Annotated in this window: 16 protein-coding genes; 5 read left to right on the top strand and 11 right to left on the bottom strand. The window is 68.9% G+C overall.

Annotated features, from left to right (window positions below):
- The first annotated feature begins 90 nt into the window (after positions 1-90).
- The 3 genes from J7J50_RS01005 (at position 91) to J7J50_RS00995 (ending at position 3,363) form a co-directional block, all read left to right on the top strand.
- Positions 91-900, top strand: a complete 810-nt coding sequence (locus tag J7J50_RS01005; protein WP_215057614.1) for a uroporphyrinogen-III synthase — start codon at positions 91-93, stop codon at positions 898-900.
- Positions 901-1,067: 167 nt separating this feature from the next.
- Positions 1,068-2,066, top strand: coding sequence for a uroporphyrinogen-III C-methyltransferase (locus J7J50_RS01000; RefSeq protein ID WP_215057615.1), 999 nt, complete (start codon positions 1,068-1,070; stop codon positions 2,064-2,066).
- A gap of 46 nt (positions 2,067-2,112) precedes the next feature.
- Positions 2,113-3,363: a heme biosynthesis HemY N-terminal domain-containing protein gene (locus J7J50_RS00995; protein ID WP_215057616.1), complete on the top strand. Its 1,251-nt coding sequence runs from the start codon at positions 2,113-2,115 to the stop codon at positions 3,361-3,363.
- Positions 3,364-3,421: 58 nt separating this feature from the next.
- Here the strand turns inward: J7J50_RS00995 and J7J50_RS00990 are convergent, their stop codons facing one another.
- From J7J50_RS00990 to J7J50_RS00980, 3 genes are all read right to left on the bottom strand, one after another.
- Positions 3,422-3,691 (bottom strand): hypothetical protein, encoded by a 270-nt coding sequence (locus J7J50_RS00990; RefSeq protein ID WP_285222300.1) that lies wholly within the window; start codon positions 3,689-3,691, stop codon positions 3,422-3,424.
- A gap of 107 nt (positions 3,692-3,798) precedes the next feature.
- Complete coding sequence (locus tag J7J50_RS00985) at positions 3,799-5,379, bottom strand: CocE/NonD family hydrolase (protein WP_215057618.1); 1,581 nt, start codon at positions 5,377-5,379, stop codon at positions 3,799-3,801.
- A gap of 933 nt (positions 5,380-6,312) precedes the next feature.
- Positions 6,313-7,047: a hypothetical protein gene (locus tag J7J50_RS00980; RefSeq protein ID WP_215057619.1), complete on the bottom strand. Its 735-nt coding sequence runs from the start codon at positions 7,045-7,047 to the stop codon at positions 6,313-6,315.
- A gap of 121 nt (positions 7,048-7,168) precedes the next feature.
- On the opposite strand from J7J50_RS00980, the gene J7J50_RS00975 reads away from it, so the two are divergent.
- A complete protein-coding gene (locus tag J7J50_RS00975; RefSeq protein WP_215057620.1) occupies positions 7,169-8,623 on the top strand; it encodes a sulfatase-like hydrolase/transferase in 1,455 nt (484 codons plus the stop codon).
- 175 nt (positions 8,624-8,798) lie between these two features.
- Here J7J50_RS00975 and J7J50_RS00970 read toward each other — a convergent pair whose 3' ends face one another.
- Positions 8,799-10,076, bottom strand: coding sequence for an acetyl-CoA C-acetyltransferase (locus J7J50_RS00970; protein WP_215057621.1), 1,278 nt, complete (start codon positions 10,074-10,076; stop codon positions 8,799-8,801).
- 115 nt (positions 10,077-10,191) lie between these two features.
- Between J7J50_RS00970 and J7J50_RS00965 the strand changes: the two genes are divergently transcribed.
- Positions 10,192-11,109 carry a hypothetical protein gene (locus J7J50_RS00965; RefSeq protein ID WP_215057622.1) on the top strand — a complete coding sequence of 306 codons (918 nt, stop codon included), beginning with the start codon at positions 10,192-10,194 and terminating at the stop codon, positions 11,107-11,109.
- 72 nt (positions 11,110-11,181) lie between these two features.
- Here the strand turns inward: J7J50_RS00965 and J7J50_RS00960 are convergent, their stop codons facing one another.
- The 7 genes from J7J50_RS00960 to arsH all read right to left on the bottom strand — a co-directional run bounded on the left by J7J50_RS00960 (position 11,182) and on the right by arsH (position 17,855).
- A complete protein-coding gene (locus tag J7J50_RS00960) occupies positions 11,182-12,321 on the bottom strand; it encodes a hypothetical protein (protein WP_215057623.1) in 1,140 nt (379 codons plus the stop codon).
- A gap of 167 nt (positions 12,322-12,488) precedes the next feature.
- A complete protein-coding gene (locus tag J7J50_RS00955) occupies positions 12,489-12,971 on the bottom strand; it encodes a GNAT family N-acetyltransferase (protein ID WP_215057624.1) in 483 nt (160 codons plus the stop codon).
- A gap of 227 nt (positions 12,972-13,198) precedes the next feature.
- Entirely contained in the window at positions 13,199-13,774 is a 576-nt protein-coding gene (locus J7J50_RS00950; RefSeq protein WP_215057625.1) for a superoxide dismutase family protein, read from the bottom strand.
- A 279-nt stretch (positions 13,775-14,053) separates the two neighbouring features.
- Entirely contained in the window at positions 14,054-15,457 is a 1,404-nt protein-coding gene (gene ntrC / locus J7J50_RS00945; RefSeq protein WP_215057626.1) for a nitrogen regulation protein NR(I), read from the bottom strand.
- Entirely contained in the window at positions 15,454-16,509 is a 1,056-nt protein-coding gene (locus J7J50_RS00940) for an ATP-binding protein (protein ID WP_215057627.1), read from the bottom strand. The genes ntrC and J7J50_RS00940 overlap by 4 nt, the downstream gene beginning before the upstream one ends.
- Positions 16,510-16,651: 142 nt before the next feature.
- Positions 16,652-17,071 carry an arsenate reductase (glutaredoxin) gene (gene arsC, locus J7J50_RS00935; protein WP_215057628.1) on the bottom strand — a complete coding sequence of 140 codons (420 nt, stop codon included), beginning with the start codon at positions 17,069-17,071 and terminating at the stop codon, positions 16,652-16,654.
- A gap of 7 nt (positions 17,072-17,078) precedes the next feature.
- Entirely contained in the window at positions 17,079-17,855 is a 777-nt protein-coding gene (gene arsH / locus J7J50_RS00930; RefSeq protein WP_215057629.1) for an arsenical resistance protein ArsH, read from the bottom strand.

Genomic DNA, 17,855 nt, shown 5'->3' with positions numbered 1-17,855 from the left:
ATTCGATGGCGAAGGCATGTAACGCAATCTGGATGACACCGCGACCGTTCGCAGCTGCCATCGATGCAGGCGCTGTGCGAAGCTGATCGCATGAGCCGCGAGCCGCTGCGACCGCCGCGATGGTACGTGATCTCGTTGCGACCTAGCGACGAGCACGAAGACTTGCGCCACATCGTTTCGCAATACGGCGGCGCATTGATTGCCTTGTCGCCTTGGTCGATCCGCACGCAGAACACTCAGGACGCGCGCGATGCATTGGCCGCGGCGTTGCAAGCGCCGCGCGTGGTGGTGACCAGTCCAAACGCGGTGCGCGCTTTGCGCGATCTGTTCGCACACCAACGTCGTCATGCGCATACGGATGCGCATGCATGGCCCGCGTTGCCGTTGCCGGGACAAGCCTGGTACGCGGTCGGCGCCGCGACCGCGGCGGCGTTGGCCGAGTTCGGCATCGACAACGCGATCGCGCCCGAACGCATGGACAGCGAAGGTCTGCTCGCGCTGCCGCAGTTGCAGAATTTCGACGGCGCATCGCTCGGCCTGCTGACCGCGCCCGGCGGACGCGGCGTGCTCGCGCCGGCGTTGCAGGCGCGCGGCGCGCGCGTGTTGCGCGCCGACATCTATGTGCGCGAACCGGCGACGCTGGCGCGCGGCGAAGTCGCGCGGCTGATCGCGCTCGACGCGCCCGCGGTGCTGGCCTTGTCCAGCGCCGAGGCCTTGCGCCGCGTGCTGGCGCAATTGCCGGCGCCAGCGCTCGAACGCCTGCGCGGCGTGCGCGTGAGCGCGGCCAGCGAACGCCTGGCCGGGCTGGCGCGCGAGATGGGCTTCAGCGACATCGGCATCGCCGCCGGTCCCGGCGCGGCGCAGTTGCTGGCCGGCTACGGCGACGCGCTGGGGGGATGAGCCGGCGGGTTCGGTCCGAAACCGCTCGATCGCCCGCCCGACCGGACCCGCGCGCATCCACCGCCGATCCGGGCCGACGCGCGGCCCGGGCGCACAGGCGATCGATGCGCGAAAGCGGACCGCGTCAAGACTGTCTTGATGCCTGCATCCGGTAGCATGACCGGGTCATGAGCGAACCATTCGATACCGTGTCCATTCCCCCGTCCGCCTCCCCCGCCCCGCGCCGCGGCTCCAACGCCTGGCTGTGGCTGTTGATCGTGCTGCTGATCGCCGGCGGCGGCGGCTGGTACGGCTGGCGCGAATGGCAGCATCGCCAGATCCGCGAGCGCGAAGCCGCCGCCGGCGCCGACCAGCGCCTGGAAGCACTGGACCAGCGCGTGGACACCCTGCGCACCAACCAGGAAGCGCAGAACCGCCGCATCGTCCAGGCCGACAGCACCAACCGCGTGCTGCGCGACGAACTGCACGGCATCGGCCAGCGCGCGGCGCTGATCGAGGACAGCGTGTCCAAGCTCGCCGATCCCGACCGCCACGGCGCCCAGGCCATGCGCCTGGACGAAACCGAGCTGCTGCTGACCCTGGGCCAGCAGCGCCTGCTGATCGCCGGCGACCTGGAAGGCGCGCGCCGCGCCTACGCGCTGGCCGGCGGCGTGCTCGACGGCATCGACGATCCGGCCTATCTGAGCCTGCGCCAGACCCTGCTGCAGGAAACCGCCGCGCTCAAGGAACTGGGCATCGAACCGCGCATGCAGACGATGGCCAAGCTCGACGCGCTCGCGCAGACCCTGACGCTGCCGGAAGAAACCACCAGGCAGGCCGCGCCGGCGCCGGCGCCGTGGTGGCAGCGCGCGTTCGGCAGCCTGATCGAAACCCAGCCGGTCGATCGCACCGTCGCCTCGCATCCCAGCGACCGCGCCGCCGCGCTGGCCGGGCTGCAACTGGAAATCTCGCTGGCGCGCGCCGCCGCCGAGCGCCGCGACGTCGCCGGTTACCGCGTCGCGCTCAAGCGCGCCGAGCGCTGGCTGCAGCGCCTGTCGGCGCCGTCGCCGGCGCAAGAGCGCCAGCTCGCCGCGCTGCGAGAACTGGCCGTGCTGCCGCTTTCACTCTCGGTTCCGACCCTCGGCACCACACTGCAGCAGTTGCGCCAGCTGCGCACGGCCCATTGATCGGGCTATCCCCCTGCGCGCTGATCGGGCTTAAGGAGTCGCCGCGATGAATCTGTTCCGCAATCTGTTGTTCTGGATCGTGCTCGCGCTGGTCGGCGCGCTGGCGGCGCAACTGTTGGTGCAGGATCCGGGCAAGGTCGTGGTGACCTACGGCGGCGTCAACTATCTGACCAACCTGCCCAAGGCGCTGCTGATGCTGATCGGCGCCCTGCTGGCGTTGTGGCTGGTGTGGAAGGTGCTGAGCCTGCCGTTCGTGGCGATGCGCCGGCGCCGCAAGAAGCAGGCGCGCGCGCGTTTGATCGACGGCCTGGACGCGCTGCACCAGGGCCACTGGAGCCGCGCCGAGAAATCGCTGGCGCTGGCCGCGAGCAATCGCGACGTGGCCGCGATCGCCGGCATCGGCGCCGCCCGCGCCGCCGCCGCGCGCGGCGATGCCGCCGCCCAGGCGCAGCATCTGGATGCGCTGGCCGACGATCATCCGGTCGCGCGCGCGCTGACCGTCGCCGAGTTGGCGCTGTCGGAGCAACGCCCCGCCGATGCGCTGGCCGCGCTCGACGCGCCCAACGCCCAACCGCTGCCGCCGCGCGGACTGGCGCTGCGCGCGCAGGCCCTGGCCGCGCTCGGCCGCGCCGGCGAGGCCTACGGCCTGCTCGGTTCGCTGCGCCAGCAAAACGCATGGCCGGCCGATCAGTTGAGCCGTCTCGAAGCCGCCTGGGCCGAAGCCGCCCTGCGCGAAGCCGCCGACGCCAACGTGCTGGCCGATCATTGGGAACGGCTGCCCAAGCCGTTGAAGACCGATCCGGCCGCGGTCGCCGCCTACGCCGAACGCGCCGCCGCGCTGCGTTGGGAAGAAGCCGCGGCCAAGAGCCTGGAACAGGCCCTGGACGCGCGCTGGGACGAATCGCTGGCCGCGTTGTACGGCCGCCTGCCGATCGGCCGCCTCGACGCGCGCCGCACCCAGGCCGAGCGCTGGCTGGCCACTCATTCGGGCAGCCCCGGCTTGTTGCTGAGCCTGGCGCGCATCGCCCGCGCGCAAGGCCAGTGGCCGCAGGCCGAAGCCTATCTGCACCGCGCGCTGGCCCAGGGCGCCCACAGCGAAGCCTGGGAAGAACTCGGCCACGGCTTCGCCCAGGTCGGCGACGAAAGCCGCGCGCGCCTGAGCTACCTCAACGCCCTGCGCGCCGCGCGCGGCGAAGCGACCACCGAACTGCCGGGCCGCGATCTGCGGCAGAAGCTGTTCGACGAAGCGGTGACGGAAGAACGCGACGAGTTCGGGATGCCGCGCTTGCGCGGTTGATCCACCGCGCAAGAAAAGCCCCGTCGCGATACGGGGCCTGCGTTCGAAGACCGCCGGATCAGGCCCGTATCCGTTCCGAACGGGCGCTCCAGCTGGCGTCTTTTTCGCTCGCCACGAATTTTCTCGGCGCGGGCGGCGTGGATTCGAGTTCCTGCAGCGACTCGAGCGCAACCGCCAGTTTCTTTTCGCCCAGCTTGGCCTGCTTGTAGAACAAGCGCAGCAAACGCTCGGCCGGCGCATCCACCTTGGAGCGCCCCTTTTCCCAACGCGCCACCGCTTGCTCGTTGCAGCCCAGCAATTGGCCGAGCATCTTTTGCGACAACTCCAGCTCGGTCCTGATGAAACGGAATTCGGCCCCGCTCAGCGGATCGGGACTGCCGACGAAGACGGCGCCCCTCGGGCGCCGTCGTTATTCGCATCGCGGAAGAACCGGACTCAACGCAACGGCACCGTCAACGTCGAAGGATTGGACGCCGGCGAGCTGAAGCTCACCGTGCCGCCGATCGTGCTGGCGCTGGTGTAACGCGGATCGGTGGTATCGACCACCAGCACCAACCGGCGTCCGGCCGGAATATCCCAACTGGTCGCTTCCAAGCGCAGATCCACGCTCTGGGCGACTCCGGGGCGGGCGCCGCGCAGCGAGTACGGTTTGTGGCTCAGCAGCGAGCCGTTGCCGAGCAGGTCCACGCTGTACAGATACGCAAACAAGGTGACCTCGCTCTGGCTCGGGGTGACCGTGACATGCAGCTGCGGCATGCCGCTGAGCTGTTTGCCGGTCCAGTAGATCGGCGTCTGCCAGACGCCGGCGCCGGCGCGCGCGACCAGCGGAATCGATGCCTGCGGCGCGACCTGCACCGATTGCAGGAAGCCGCTGATGAAGGCCAGGCCGGAATCGGCCAGGGTCGGCAGGCCGGTCAGGATGGTGTGGTTCCAACCGGTGCTCGGCGCGCTCTGCAGGTCGCCGGTCGGCGCGAGCAGGCCGCTGGGCCGGCTCAGTGCGAACACCGTCGCGCCGCGCTGGACCGCGTTCCAGTCGGCGTAGCCGCGCCAGTCGCCGTCCTGCGATTTCAGCCGCACCGCCGGTTCGCGTTCGACCCCGTTGGCCGCGCCCTTGAGGTAGCGATCGAACCAGCGTCCGGCCGCGTCGTAGATCTCGTTGGGCAGGCCCAGCGCGCCCGGCGCTTCGACCGTGGCGTGATCGCCATGGCTGAAAAGCAGCTGCTTGGGACCGCTGAGGCCGTTGTAGAAATCGATGTACTGGCCCGGCGGAAACAGGCTGTCGTTGAAGGCGTTGGCCAGCAGCACCGCGGTGCCGTTGCGGTTGAGCGCGGCCGCCTCGGTGGCCGGGCTGCGCTGCGGCACGACCGGCAACAGGCCGGCGACGGCGCCGTCGAAGTCGCCGAGGGCGATGCGCGCGGTCGCGCCGGCCAACTCCGGTCCCGGCCGCCCGGTCAACGCGCCGGCCACCACCAGCAGGGCCGTGCCCTGTTGGCTGACGGTGCGGTTGGCGTACAGCGAAGCCTCCAGATCGGCCCAGCCGCTGAGCGCGGCGACCGCCTTGATGCGCGGATCGCGCTCGGCCGCCAGCAGGCTGATGCCGGCGCCGTAGGAAATGCCGCTGGCGCCGATCTTGCCCGGGTCCGACGGCGTATGCGCCAGCGCCCAGTCGATGACCGAGCTGACGTCCTCGACCGTGCCCGGCCCGGCGATGTCGATCTGCCCGGCCGAGTCGTAGAACCCGCGCGAGGTGTAGCTGACGACCACATAGCCCTTGCCGGCGAGCGCGGTGCCGCGGCCGACGTATTCCAGATTCGGCGCGCCCCAACTGGCCGGCATCACCAGCAGCGGGAACGGACCGGCGCCCTGGTCCTTGGGCACCATCACGAAGGCGCCCATTTCAGCGCCGTCCCAGCCGGGAATGCGCTGGTAACTGCCGGTGAATCCGCCCGCGAACGCCGGCGCGGCGGTCACGCACAACAACAGACACGACATCGACCACGAACTGATCTTGCGCATGAGTTCGTCCCCTCCCAAGGACTGTCCCGCACGAATGGATACGTTTGCGTATGGTTTGCAGCGAATCGACCGTACCACCGCGAATGGAGGCACAACAACCGTGCCGACGCGGCTAGTTGATGAACCCGGGCAATGGGGGTCACAGATTGGCGTCCCGGTTTTTGTGAATGCGGGGGGAGTGCGATGCGATGGATCGCTATGGCGGTCGGGTATCGGGTCGATCGTCGCGATGCGGCGAAGGCCTTCGCTCACCGCGACGATCGTGCCGGAAGCAGCCGTTTCCTCACTGAGCGCAGCGCACGAAACCCGCGCCGACGCGCCGAGACGCCGCGCAACGGCCGGCACCGCATCCGCGCGCAGGACTCGCGCCCGGTTGGATCGGCACTCACGCGACACCGGCAACGACGCAACACCATGGAAGGCGACCGCATGATGGGATTGAACGAGCTTCAGCGTCGATCTGATCGGCCGCGATCTGCAGCTGCGACGTTCGCACTGGCGCGCGGCCGCCCCGAACGCGCCTTGAATCTGCCGGCGCGCGATCTCCAACAGGCGCACGACCGCGCCTTCGACCGCGCCGGCATCCATCCCGATGCGTGGACGCCGCGGCGATCACGCGCCGCTGCAAACCTTGCCGGATGTGGCGATACACGAACCGCAACGTCAGACGGCGCACGGTCTGGCTTGAACGCGGTGGCGACGACGACGCAGAGCCTCAACGCTTATTCAAAGTCTTTGCATCGGGTTTCGAGCATCCGCCTTCTTGCTCGTCATTCCCGCGAAGGCGGGCTCCGCTTTACTTCAGCGGAGCTGAACATCCAGCGACTTCAAACGTTCTCGCACGAAAGGCCCTGGATGTCGGCTCCGCTGAAGAAAGCGGAGCCCGCCTTCGCGGGAATGACACCTCTGTTTTCCAGAGACTTTGAAGAGCCCTCAGAAATCCACGATCTCGCCATCCTCATCCAGACGCGCATGCGCCGTGCTGCGCGCCCGGATCAACTGCAACTGCGCATCGACCACCTTGCGCATGTACGCCGCAGTTTCCGCATCGTCCTGCTTGCCGGGAAACGCGCGATCGGCGCGCAAACCGTCGAAGGTCGCCCGGGCCTCGTCGAAACGGCCGAGCCGGCGCTGCAGTTCGCCGACCAGCATGCGCGCGGCGTAGGCGTCCTGCCGGCCGGCATCGCGCAAGGCGCGGCGCTGCCACAGCGCCAGCGCTTCGGCGGCGTAGCGCGAATAACGCGGGCCGGCTTCCCAGGTCGCGGCCAGCACCACGCCGGCGATCTCATCCTCGGGCTCGCCCAGGAACGCCATCTGCTTGGCCAGCCGGTAATACGGCGTGTCGTTGGCGACCCAGCCGCGGTAGTCGGCCGATTCGACGAACGCGCGCAGTCGGGTCAGTTCGCTCTGGCTGTACTTGCGCGCGTTGTCGTCGACGATGAAACCGCTGCCCGGACACGCCGGCAACGGCGCCGGCGAGGCGATCGCGCCGAAGCGCTGGTGGTCGAAATACATGCCGAAGGAGGTGCCCGAACCCATCACCCGCGCGGGGAAGGGCTTGCCGTCGATCGGGCAGGTCACCTGGACATCCATGAAGGTCATCGCCGGGGCCGCCAGCGGCGACAGGCTCAGGGCGAGGGTGAAGGCGAACGCGGTCAGGCGGCGCATGACAGATCCTTGTCGTGACGGAGCGCACATATTGCCTCAAGCCCGGCGCCGACGCGATGCGATCGCAGTCCTCCCCGTCGCCCGCTTCGCGTTCGTAACTGCATTCCCACGGAGCGACATCATGGCCCTGAGCGATCTGTTCGCCGACGGTAACCGGCCCAACCTGCTGCTGATCATCACCGACCAGCAGCGCAGCCTCGCGCAATGGCCGGCGTCCTACCAGCCGACCCTGGCCGCGGCGATGCCGGCGATGCAGAAACTGGCCGGGCAAGGCCTGGACTTCGCCAACGCCTTCACCGGCGCGTGCATGTGTTCGCCCAGCCGCGCGACTTTCCTGACCAGCCAATACCCCATCGTCACCGGCTGCACCCAGACCGGCGGGCAACCGCTGCCGGCGCCGTCCAAGTTCCCGAATCTGGCCAGCGTGCTGAACGCCGCCGGCTACGGTTGCTACTGGATCGGCAAGTGGCATCTGCTCGGTGGCGAAGAGCCGGGCTCGACCAGCGCCGACCTGCAGCCGTGGGGATTTTCGACCTGGGACCCGGAAGACGCCGGACTGAGCCTGGGCCCGACCTACCTGGGCGGCGGCACCCTGGACGCCGCGCCGGCCGCGACCAATCGCAACGATCAGCGCTACCTCGCCGATGCGCTGGCGTTCCTGGCCGATCCGCCGGCCTCGCCGTATTGCCTGGTGGTGTCGCTGGTGAACCCGCACGACTCGCACCTGGGCTACATGAATCAGGCCTCGACCTTCTACAACGCCTTGGACTACACCGCGACCGGCGCACCGATTCCGGCCAATTCAAACGAAAACCTGTCGAGCAAGCCGCGCGCGCAGGCCAACTACACTTTCGCCAAGATGAGCGGCGGCAGCGGCGCCAGCGAGCAGGACTTCGTGGATTTCTACGCGTATCTGGTCGAATACGTGGATTCGCAGATCCTGCAGATCCTCAACGCGATGAGCACCGAGCAAACGAACCAGACGCTGATCGTGCGTTTCGCCGATCACGGCGAACTGGGCCTGTCGCACGGCATGGTGGAGAAATTCGTCAACGCCTACGACGAAGCGATCCACGTGCCGCTGCTGTTCTCCAACCCGATCGCGTGGCCGCAGGGCGCGCAGACCCAGGCGCTGGCGAGTTCGGTGGATCTGCTGCCGACCTTGGCGAGCCTGCTGAACGTGAGTTCGCAATTTCCCGATCTGGTCGGCGCCGATCTGAGCACGGTGCTGGAAGGCAGCAGCGATTCGGTGCAGGACTACGTCCACTACACCTACGACGACATGACCCAGGGCGGCCCGAGCGTGATCCGCGCGATCCGCTCATCGCAATGGCTGTACGCGATCTACGTGCCCGCCACCGGCGCGCAGAGCCAGGGCGGCGATTGGGAGATGTACGACCTGTCGGCCGATCCGCAGCAGAACATCAATCTGGCCGGCAATCCGGGCTACGCCGAGCAGCAGTGGATGCTGGAAGCCGAGTTGGCGATACAGATGAAGGAGAAAGGCACCACACCGCCGGGCTGGCCGCCGGAGTACATCGCGGGGCAGAGCCGCGGAGGACCGGCAGGGGGCTGATGCTGCGACGACCTCAGCTCATCTACTCCCTCTCCCGCTTGCGGGAGAGGGCTGGGGTGAGGGCACGCGAGATTGCCGTTCACGGCGCCTCCCTCATCCCCGCCTTCGCGGGGGCGGGCTCTGCGGACACCTTCTCCCACGCCCCAAAGGAAGTCACCTTGGGTGGCTTGCGAGATCAACGCTCCAGAATCGCCACCACGCCCATGCCGCCGGCGGTGCAGATCGAGATCAGGCAGCGGCCGCCGCCGCGCTGTTGCAATTCCTTCGCCGCGGTGGCGACGATGCGCGCGCCGGTCGCGGCGAAGGGATGGCCCGCCGCCAGCGAGGAACCGTTCGGATTGATCTTGGCCGGATCGATGCGCCCCAGCGGCGCGTCCAGGCCCAGGCGGGTCTTGCAGTATTCCTCGCTCTCCCACGCGCGCAGCGTGCACAGCACCTGCGCGGCGAAAGCTTCGTGGATTTCGTAGATGTCGAAATCCTGCAAGGTCAGGCCGTTGCGCTTGAGCATCTCCGGCACCGCCACGGTCGGCGCCATCAGCAGGCCTTCGCCGTGGACGAAATCGACCGCCGCCACCTGCGCGTCGCGCAGGTAGCACAGCACTTCGTGGTTATGCGCCCGCGCCCATTCTTCCGACGCCAGCAGGCAGGCCGCGGCGCCGTCGGTCAACGGCGTGGAGTTGGCCGCGGTCAGGGTGCCGCGGCCGGAAGTCTTGTCGAACGCCGGCTTCAGCGTCGCCAGTTTTTCCAGGCTGCTGTCGGTGCGCAGGATGTTGTCGCGCGCGACGCCGCGGAAACTCACCACCAGATCGTCGAAGAACCCGCGCTCGTAAGCCGCGCCGAGTTTCTGGTGCGAGGACAGCGCCCATTCGTCCTGCGAATCGCGCGAGATGTTCCACTGCTTGGCCATGTCCTCGCAGTGATCGCCCATGCTCTTGCCGGTGCGCGGCTCGGCCACGCCGGGGAACTCGGGCTTGAGCTCGCGCAAGTGAAAGCCCTTGAACGCGGCGATCTTGTCCTTGGTCGTGCGCGCGCGGGCGGCCTGCAGCAGGCGTCGGCGCAGGCTGCGTCCGTAGACGATCGGCACGTCCGAGGTGGTGTCCGAACCGCCGCCGATGCCGGCCTCGATCTGGCCGACCGCGATCTTGTTCGCGATGGTGATGATCGAATCCAGCGAGGTGCCGCAGGCGCGCTGCAGGGTGATGCCCGGCGTCAGCGGCGACAGGCCCGAGGACAACGCGGCTTCGCGGCCCAGGTTCCAGTCGCTGCTGTGCTTGATCACCGCGCCCATCGCCACTTCGCCGAGCTGCTGGCCGTGCAGGCCGAACTTCTCGACCAGCGCCCCCAGCGTGCGCACCGACATGCCCAGATTGCCGACGTCCGCATAAGCGGTGTTCTGCCGGCAGAAGGGAATACGCACGCCACCGAGCACGGCGACGGGACGGTTTTGGCGCATCGGCAATCCCTCTTGAGGTTCTCGCACAGGGCCCGTCGCGGCGGAGCGGGCATAATGGGGCTCAGTGTAGCGCCGCACACGCGCTCTACCAAACGCCAGCGTATCCTCGGTGACCATGACCTCCACCAGCCCCTCCGACAGCGCGTCCGACGCCCCCCTGCACGTCCTGGGCGCCCTCGCCCTTGAGCTCAAGGGCGACGCCGCGGTGAACCGCAGCGCCCTGCCTCGCCAGGACGCCGGCACGCTGTCGGAAAAGATCGCCCGCGACCTGGCCGGCTTCGCCAAGGACGCCGCGGCGCTGGACCTGATCACCGTCGGCGCCCACTACGATCCGGTCGAACTGCTGCGCCCGGGCTGGCCGCTGCACCGCGAACTCGACGATCTGGCCGCGCGCGCGCCGCGCGAACGCGGGGCCGGACAGGCCGGCCGGGTCATCGCCTTCGGCGCTCACGACGAACGCTTGCCCGGCACCCTGACACCCTCGCCCGACTACGCCGGCGGCCCGCTGCGGCTGGTGCCGTTCGCGCTCAGCGGCGCGCCCGAACTGGTCGCCCGGGTCGGCGAGATTCTCGAATCCAGCCTGCTCGAACGCGGCATGGCCGGCGCCGACACCGCCCTGGCCGCGCAGGAGGCCTTCGGCCTGCAGGTCGAGCACGCGCGCTATCTGACCGTGCACGACCTGGCCGCGATGATGGCCATGCAGTACGACCACGCCGGCCTGGGCCCGCTGTGGCCGCTGCTGGAAACCGCGCTGCTGCAGCCCGAAGGCGAACAATGGCTCGACGCCCCGCCCGAGCCGCTGGTGCACTACGCCGACGGCGAAGCCCGCATCGCCCTGTTCTCGCCGGCCGCCTGGCACGAGCGCTACGCGCCGCAAGCCCCGTGCGACACCGAGGAATGCCGCGAGAAACTCAACCGCCGCTATCAGCACTTCGAAGCGCGCCTGAAGCAGATCGCCGCGGTACTGGGCGCGCACGGCGTGCCGGTGACGTTCGTGCATTGCGATGGGGCGCCGGAGCCGGGGCAGCTCTGACTGCGGCGGGTCTGCGCACCCCGCAGGCCGAACCAGGGGCGTCGGGCGAGAAAACCTTCCGCCCGAATCCGGCTACAGACTGACCCGTCCAGCCATCTGGCCGCACTTCTCGAACAGTTGTGGATTGCTCCAGGCTTCCATGATCGGCGGCATCTGAACCTTGGCCAGCAACTCGGCCAACTTGTCGCGATCCCGCGCGTCGCAGGCGAAGCGCGCGTAGTTCTGCAGATTCCACTGGTCGGGATAGCGCTTCATTACATCCTCGAACCCCTGCTTCATCCGCCCCCAGCGCACGGAAGTGGCGTCGAACAAATTGAAGCGGTAAGGCCCTTGGGCCGCTACCCAATAGATTCGCGCGTACATGCTTTCGCCTTCGGTCTTGCGCGTAGCGTGCACCGCGGCTTCGGCGAAAGCGTCCATATGCTCGACGCTGCCGCCCCATTTCGGCAGCAGTGTCTGCAGCATCTCGAAATACATCGGGTAGTACCCCGGGAACGCGCGTTGGCCCTGGTTGAAGCTCGCTGCCGGATCGCCGCCGTTTTCGCTGCCGCGCATCGCCCGCAGGCTCAGGCTGTAGTACTCGGGCGCGCGCGCGGCGATGGCGCGCTCTTCGTCCAGATACTTCAGCGCCCGCGCGAGCATCGCATGGAAGGGCTTCCACACGTGCTGAGGGGTGTTTTGCGCATAGCGCGTGCCCCGGATTTCCCAGGCGTGCGCATACAGAACTTCGGCGTGCATCAGGCGCGGCAGCGGCGAATCGGGTTCCTCGCGTGCCCAGCGCAGAGTCTCCTCCTCCAACCATTCCCATCGACGCGCTTGCGCATCCTCGGGAACGCCGGCGAGCAGGCCGGCACGAACGCCGGTATAGAACACTCCACTCATCCACAGGCCGCTGGGCGTGCGCCGGCTGCGCGAGATGTAGTCGCCATAGGCCCGGGCCGCATCGTGCACCCGCCCTTGTTTGACGAAGGCGCGCCCTTGAAAGTCGAGCGCATCGCGCACTTGCTGCTCGGAGCCACTAAGCGCCACCCGAGTCTGCGCAGGGTCCAGAAGCTTGCGCTGCTCTTCCTGTTGCGCGGCCAGTTGCGCTGCTTTGCTCGCCGCCTCCTGCTGTTTCATCGCCTGATGCAATGCTTCCAGCCAAACACGCTTTTCCTCCGCCGCGCGAAAAATCTGCTCGGCGGAGTCGCTGTCCTGGGGCTTGCGCAGCACCGATGCCGGTGGCGGCGGCAGCGCCGGCGCGGGTGTCGCCGCATCGTGTAGCACGGCGGCTGGCGGCGCGGCGGCGTGCAGCGGCGCGTGCGGCGAAAAGATCAGATACAAACCGAACAGGCCGGCCGCGGCCGAACGCTTTCCATCCATGGCATCTATTCCCTTAGTCAGAATTCGGACTCGTAAAGCAGGTAACCGCTGTCGTCCATTGCCAGCGTGCGATAGGTTTGTTGCGCGGCGATGTTCGCCCGTTCGACATACAGCCGCAAGCCCACCACGCCCGGCGTCGCCCGGGCCAAAGCGGCGACGTGGCTGTGCAGCGCGTTGTAGATGCCCTGCCGCCGATGCTCCGGCGCTACATACACGCTCTGAATCCACCACCAGTCGCCGTTGCGCCAGTCGCTCCATTCGTGGGTGAACATCAAGGTGCCGGCGGGAACCGCGATGGTTTCGCCGCCGGCGACATCGGCTTCGCGCATGGCGACGAAATAGCGCGCCTTGGCGCGATCGGCCAGGCCGGCTTCGACGCCGGCGTGCACGGTCGGCGGGTCCAGGTGCTTGTGTTCGGTTTCCCAGGCCATCGCGATCATCCATTCGGCGATGAGATCGCGGTCGGTCGGGACGGCGTCGCGGATGCGCAGGCGGGTCATGGCGGTGTACGTCTCGCAGGATGTGCGCTCAGCATAAGTCGCGCGCCCGGGCGGCGATAGTTGGCGCGACCGCGGGCGATGCGCCGCGTGCGCGCGATGAGAGCGACATCGCGATACGCCGGCGCCGGCTCGAAGCCTGACGCCGGCGGCGCCTCATCGCGTTGCGTGGCGATGAGACGCTTGCATCGGCGGTGCGGATTATCCCGATCGCGGGATGCCGGCCTGGGTTATCGACCGATCTTGATCACGCCGCAAGCCAGTCGTCCGCCCGCGTTGCCGGTCGGCTGGGTTTTGTAGTCGTCGGCCGAGGCGTGGACGATCACGCCGCGGCCGGCGATGTCGTTCGGCGCGCCGCCGCCGAGGGTGACGCCGCTGGCATGCGCGTTGACCTGGGCCACGCCCTCGGCGTTGGCGACCAGGTTGTCCATGTCGCCGGCGTGATGCGGGCCGCGATCGACCTGTCCGTGCGGCTGCCCGGCCGGATTGAAGTGACCGCCGGCGCTGCTGGCGTCGGCGGCGCTGCAATCGCCTTTCTCGTGGATATGGATGGCGTGGGTGCTGTTGGGCGCGAGGCCGCCGATTTCGCCGGTCAGATGCACGCCGTCGCCCATCGGACGCAAGCTCAGTTTGCCGCTGACCAGACTGCCGGACGCGGACGCGAGCACCACCGTCGCCGATTGCGCGGTCGAGACCGGCTTGGGTCCGGCCGCCGGCGGCGGCGGCGTGGGCTTGGCGGTCTGTCCGCCGCAAGCGGCGAGCGCGGCGACGGCGGCGAGCGTGGCGGTGCGAAGCAACGTCTTCATGCGGAGGCTCCTTGTCGTCGGCGTCGACCAGCGACGCCCGGAATCATGGGGTCCGACGCTAGTCCTGCGCAGGTTCAGCGCAGGTGAAACGCGCTGTGCGTCGCCGGAGCCGGCGCGGTGGTGGCCGTACGCGGGAATTATGGCGGCGAGCGGATGCATCCGTGCGTATCCCTGCCGACTCGCCAAGCTGCGCATCGTTGCGATGCGGCGCGATCGGCCGGCGGCGGCGTTGATGGCGTTCGCGATCGCGCCCGTACTGTTTCCGCCCGATGCGATCGCTCAGCTGCGACGACGCCCGGGACCGAGCTTGCGCGTCAGCGTATTGCGTCCGAGCCCGAGCCGCGCCGCCGCCTCGGTCCGCCGCCCGCCGGTATGCGCCATCGCCGCTTCCAGCAACGCGCGATCGAAACGCTCGCGCGCATCGGCGTGCAAGTTGGCGCGGCCGTCGGCGAGTTGCGCGCGCGCCCACGCCGACAACTGCGCTTCCCATTCGCTGGCATCGGCGGCGGGCCGCGACACCACGTCGAGCACTTCGTCCAGATCCTCGCGCGTGACCGTTTCGCCCGGCGCCAGCGCGGCCAGGCGCCAGCACACGTTCTCCAGTTCGCGCACGTTGCCCGGCCAGTCGTGCGCCATCAACCGCTCCAGCGCCGGCTTCGACAAGCGCTTGGCCGGCGCGGCGAAACGCGCCGCGGCCGAGGCGAGAAAACGTTCGGCCAACTGCGGCACGTCGGCGCGGCGCTCGCGCAGCGGCGGCAGGCGCAGGCGCACCACGTCCAGGCGATGCAGCAAATCGGCGCGGAAGCGGCCCTGCGCGACCAGGGTTTCCAGATCCTGGTGGGTGGCCGCGATCACCCGCACATCCACGCGGATCAGCTCGCGTCCGCCGACGCGGAAGAATTCGCCCTCGGCCAGCACGCGCAGCAAGCGCGTCTGCAGCGGCAGCGGCATGTCGCCGATTTCGTCGAGAAACAGGCTGCCGCCGTCGGCCTGTTCGAAGCGGCCGATATGACGCCGCTGCGCGCCGGTGAACGCGCCGGCTTCGTGGCCGAACAACTCGCTTTCCAACAGTTCGGCCGGAATCGCAGCGGTGTTGAGCGCGACGAACGGCCGGGACGCGCGCGGCGATTCGCGATGCAGCGCGCGCGCGACCAGTTCCTTGCCGGTGCCGGTCTCGCCGGTGATCAGCACCGACAGCGGCGCCTGGGCCAGGCGGCCGATGGCGCGGAACAAGGTCAGCATCGCCGGGGTGTCGCCGATCAGGCTGTCGTCGGCGGCGAGTTCGCCGGCTTCGGCGACGTCTTCGGCCGGCGCGGCCGAGGCCAGCGTGCGCGCGGCCAGCGCGACCGCGTCATCCAGATCGAAGGGTTTCGACAAGAACTCCTGCGCGCCGCCGCGGAACGCGCCGGCGGTGCTGGCCACGTCGGTGTAGGCGCTCATCACCACCACCGGCAGCGACGGCGCGCGCGCCTTGAGTTTTTCCAGCAACACCAGGCCGCCGTCGCCGGGCATGCGCACGTCGGTGAACAACAGGTCCGGCGCGCCGCGCTGCTCCAGCGCGAACAAGGCGTCGGCCGCGTTCTCGAAGCCGTCCACGTTGTAGCCGGCCTGGCGCAAGGCCGTGGCCAGGACGAAACGCACCGAACGATCGTCATCGACGACCCATACCCGCGCCGTGCTCATGCGCTGTCCCCTTCGTTTTCGATATGCATCGGCAGCAACAGAGTGAACACGGTGTGGCCGGGGCGCGAGCGATACGCGAGCGAGCCGCGATGCTCGCGCGAGACCTGCTGCGCCAGCGCCAATCCCAGCCCGCTGCCTTCGGCGCGGCCCGACACCAGCGGCAGGAACAATTGCTCGGCCAGTTCTTCCGGCACGCCGCGGCCGTCGTCGATGATTTCCAGACGCAACGCGATCGGATGCGCCGCGTCGGCGATGCGCACGCCGTGTTCGATGCGCGTGCGCAGATGCACGTGGGTGGCGCCGGCCTCGATGGCGTTGCGCACCAGATTCCACACCGCCTGCATCAACCGATCGGCATCGCCGGCGAATTCGGGCAGGCTCGGGTCGTAATCGCGCACCAGCCGCACCGCCCAGCCAGCGTCGGCTTCGGCCAGGCGCAGCACGCGTTCGAGCACGGCGTGGATATTGAGCGGCGCATGCGGCCGCGGCGGCGCCGGCGTGAGCAGGCGATCGACCAGCCCGGTCAGGCGTTCGACTTCGCTGTCGATCAAGCCGATCAACTCGCGCGAATCCGCATCGTCCACCCGCCGCGCCAACAACTGCGACGCGCCCTTGAGCCCGGCCAGCGGATTGCGCAATTCGTGCGCGAGCCCCTTCAACGACGCAGACAGCGCCGACGGCAGCAGCAGCGCCGGATCGTCGCCGGGAAATTCATCGACCGGATGCGCTTCCAGCAGCCAGCCGCCGTTGTCGCGCCGGCTCAGCCACAGATCGGCGAAACGGTCCTCGCCGTCGGCGTAACGCAGCCGCATCCGGCGCATGCGCAGCGGCGCTTCGTCGCCGCCCTCGCGCGCCAGCGCCAGCGCCAGCCGGCCGTCGCCCGCATCCAGCCCCGCCAGCGGCCAGCCCAGCAGGCGCCGCGCGCCGATCCCGAACCAGCGCGAGAACGCGGTATTGCAGCCGCTCAACACGCCGTTGCCGTCGCTCCAGGCCAGCGGCGTGGTCAGGCTGTCCAGGCTCAGATCGGTCGCGGGCTGGGGGTCGGATGGCATTGCACCATAGTAGTGCAAAGTGGTTGTTGGTGGCGGCGGGGACGGGGCTTGCGTGGCGGCAAAAACGGCTGAAGTTGGTGCGCTTCGCCCACTTCGCGGAACGATCCGCGGTACGGCCGAGCGGCGCTGCCGATCGACGCGGCTAGCGAACGCGTCCCCCACGGCGGTCGATGACCACTTCGCCGTCTTCCTTCACGAACGGCGCGGTCAGCGGCGGCAAGAGGTCCAGGACCGCTTCCGACGGACGACACAGGCGAATGCCCTGGTCGGTCTGCACGAACGGGCGATTGATCAGGATCGGCGTGCGCAGCATCGCGTCGAGCAACGCCTCGTCGCTCAGGCCCGGATCGTCCAGCCCCAGATCCAGATACGGCGTGCCGTTCTGGCGGATGGCCTCGCGCACGCTCAGGCCGGCGCCGGCGATGAGTTCGAGCAGACGCTCGCGGCTGGGCGGATCGCGCAGGTAGTCGATCACTTGCGGCTCGATGCCGGCATGGCGGATCAACGCCAGCGTGTTGCGCGAGGTTCCGCATTGCGCGTTGTGATAGATGACGGCGTGCATGTCGGCCTCAGTTGCAAGCGCCGGCGCAGCAGGGCGTCGGGCGGGTTGTCGGCGGAGCGATCGCGGCGGCGGCGGTTTCCACGGCGGCCGCGGCGATGGCGAGCTGTCGCGCCGCCAGATCGCCCTTGCGTTCGCTGTAGCGGCTGGTGAGGTAATCGGCGCGGCCGCGCGTAAGCAGGGTGAACTTGACCAGCTCTTCCATGACATCGACCACGCGGTCGTAGTACGCCGACGGTTTCATCCGGCCGTGCTCATCGAATTCCTGCCACGCCTTGGCCACCGACGATTGATTCGGGATGGTGATCATGCGCATCCAGCGCCCCAGCAGGCGCAAGGCATTGACCACGTTGAACGACTGCGAACCGCCGCAGACCTGCATCACCGCGAGGGTGCGGCCCTGGGTCGGGCGCACGCTGCCTTCTTCCAGCGGCAACCAATCGATCTGGTTCTTGAACACCGCGGTCACGCCGCCATGCCGCTCCGGGCTCACCCACACCTGGCCTTCCGACCACAGCGACAGCGCGCGCAGTTCCTGCACTTTCGGATGCGTGGCGGCGACGCTGTCCAGCATCGGCAACTCGTGCGGATCGAACACGCGGGTCTCCGCGCCGAAGCGCTGCAGCAATCGCTCGGCTTCCAGCGCAAGCTTGCGGCTGAAGGACTGGGGACGCAGCGAGCCGTACAGGATCAGGATGCGCGGCGGGTGCGCGGCCGCGCTGAGCCGGAACGGGTCGGGCAACTCCAGCGCGTCCGGATCGAGATGGGGTAGCTGCGGATCGGTCAT

Origin of the sequence: Lysobacter sp. ISL-50 (assembly GCF_018612875.1) — a bacterium.
Taxonomy (GTDB): Bacteria; Pseudomonadota; Gammaproteobacteria; order Xanthomonadales; family Xanthomonadaceae; genus Lysobacter.
Note: the sequence above shows the minus strand (reverse complement) of the source record. Positions and strands in the feature narration are given on the sequence as shown.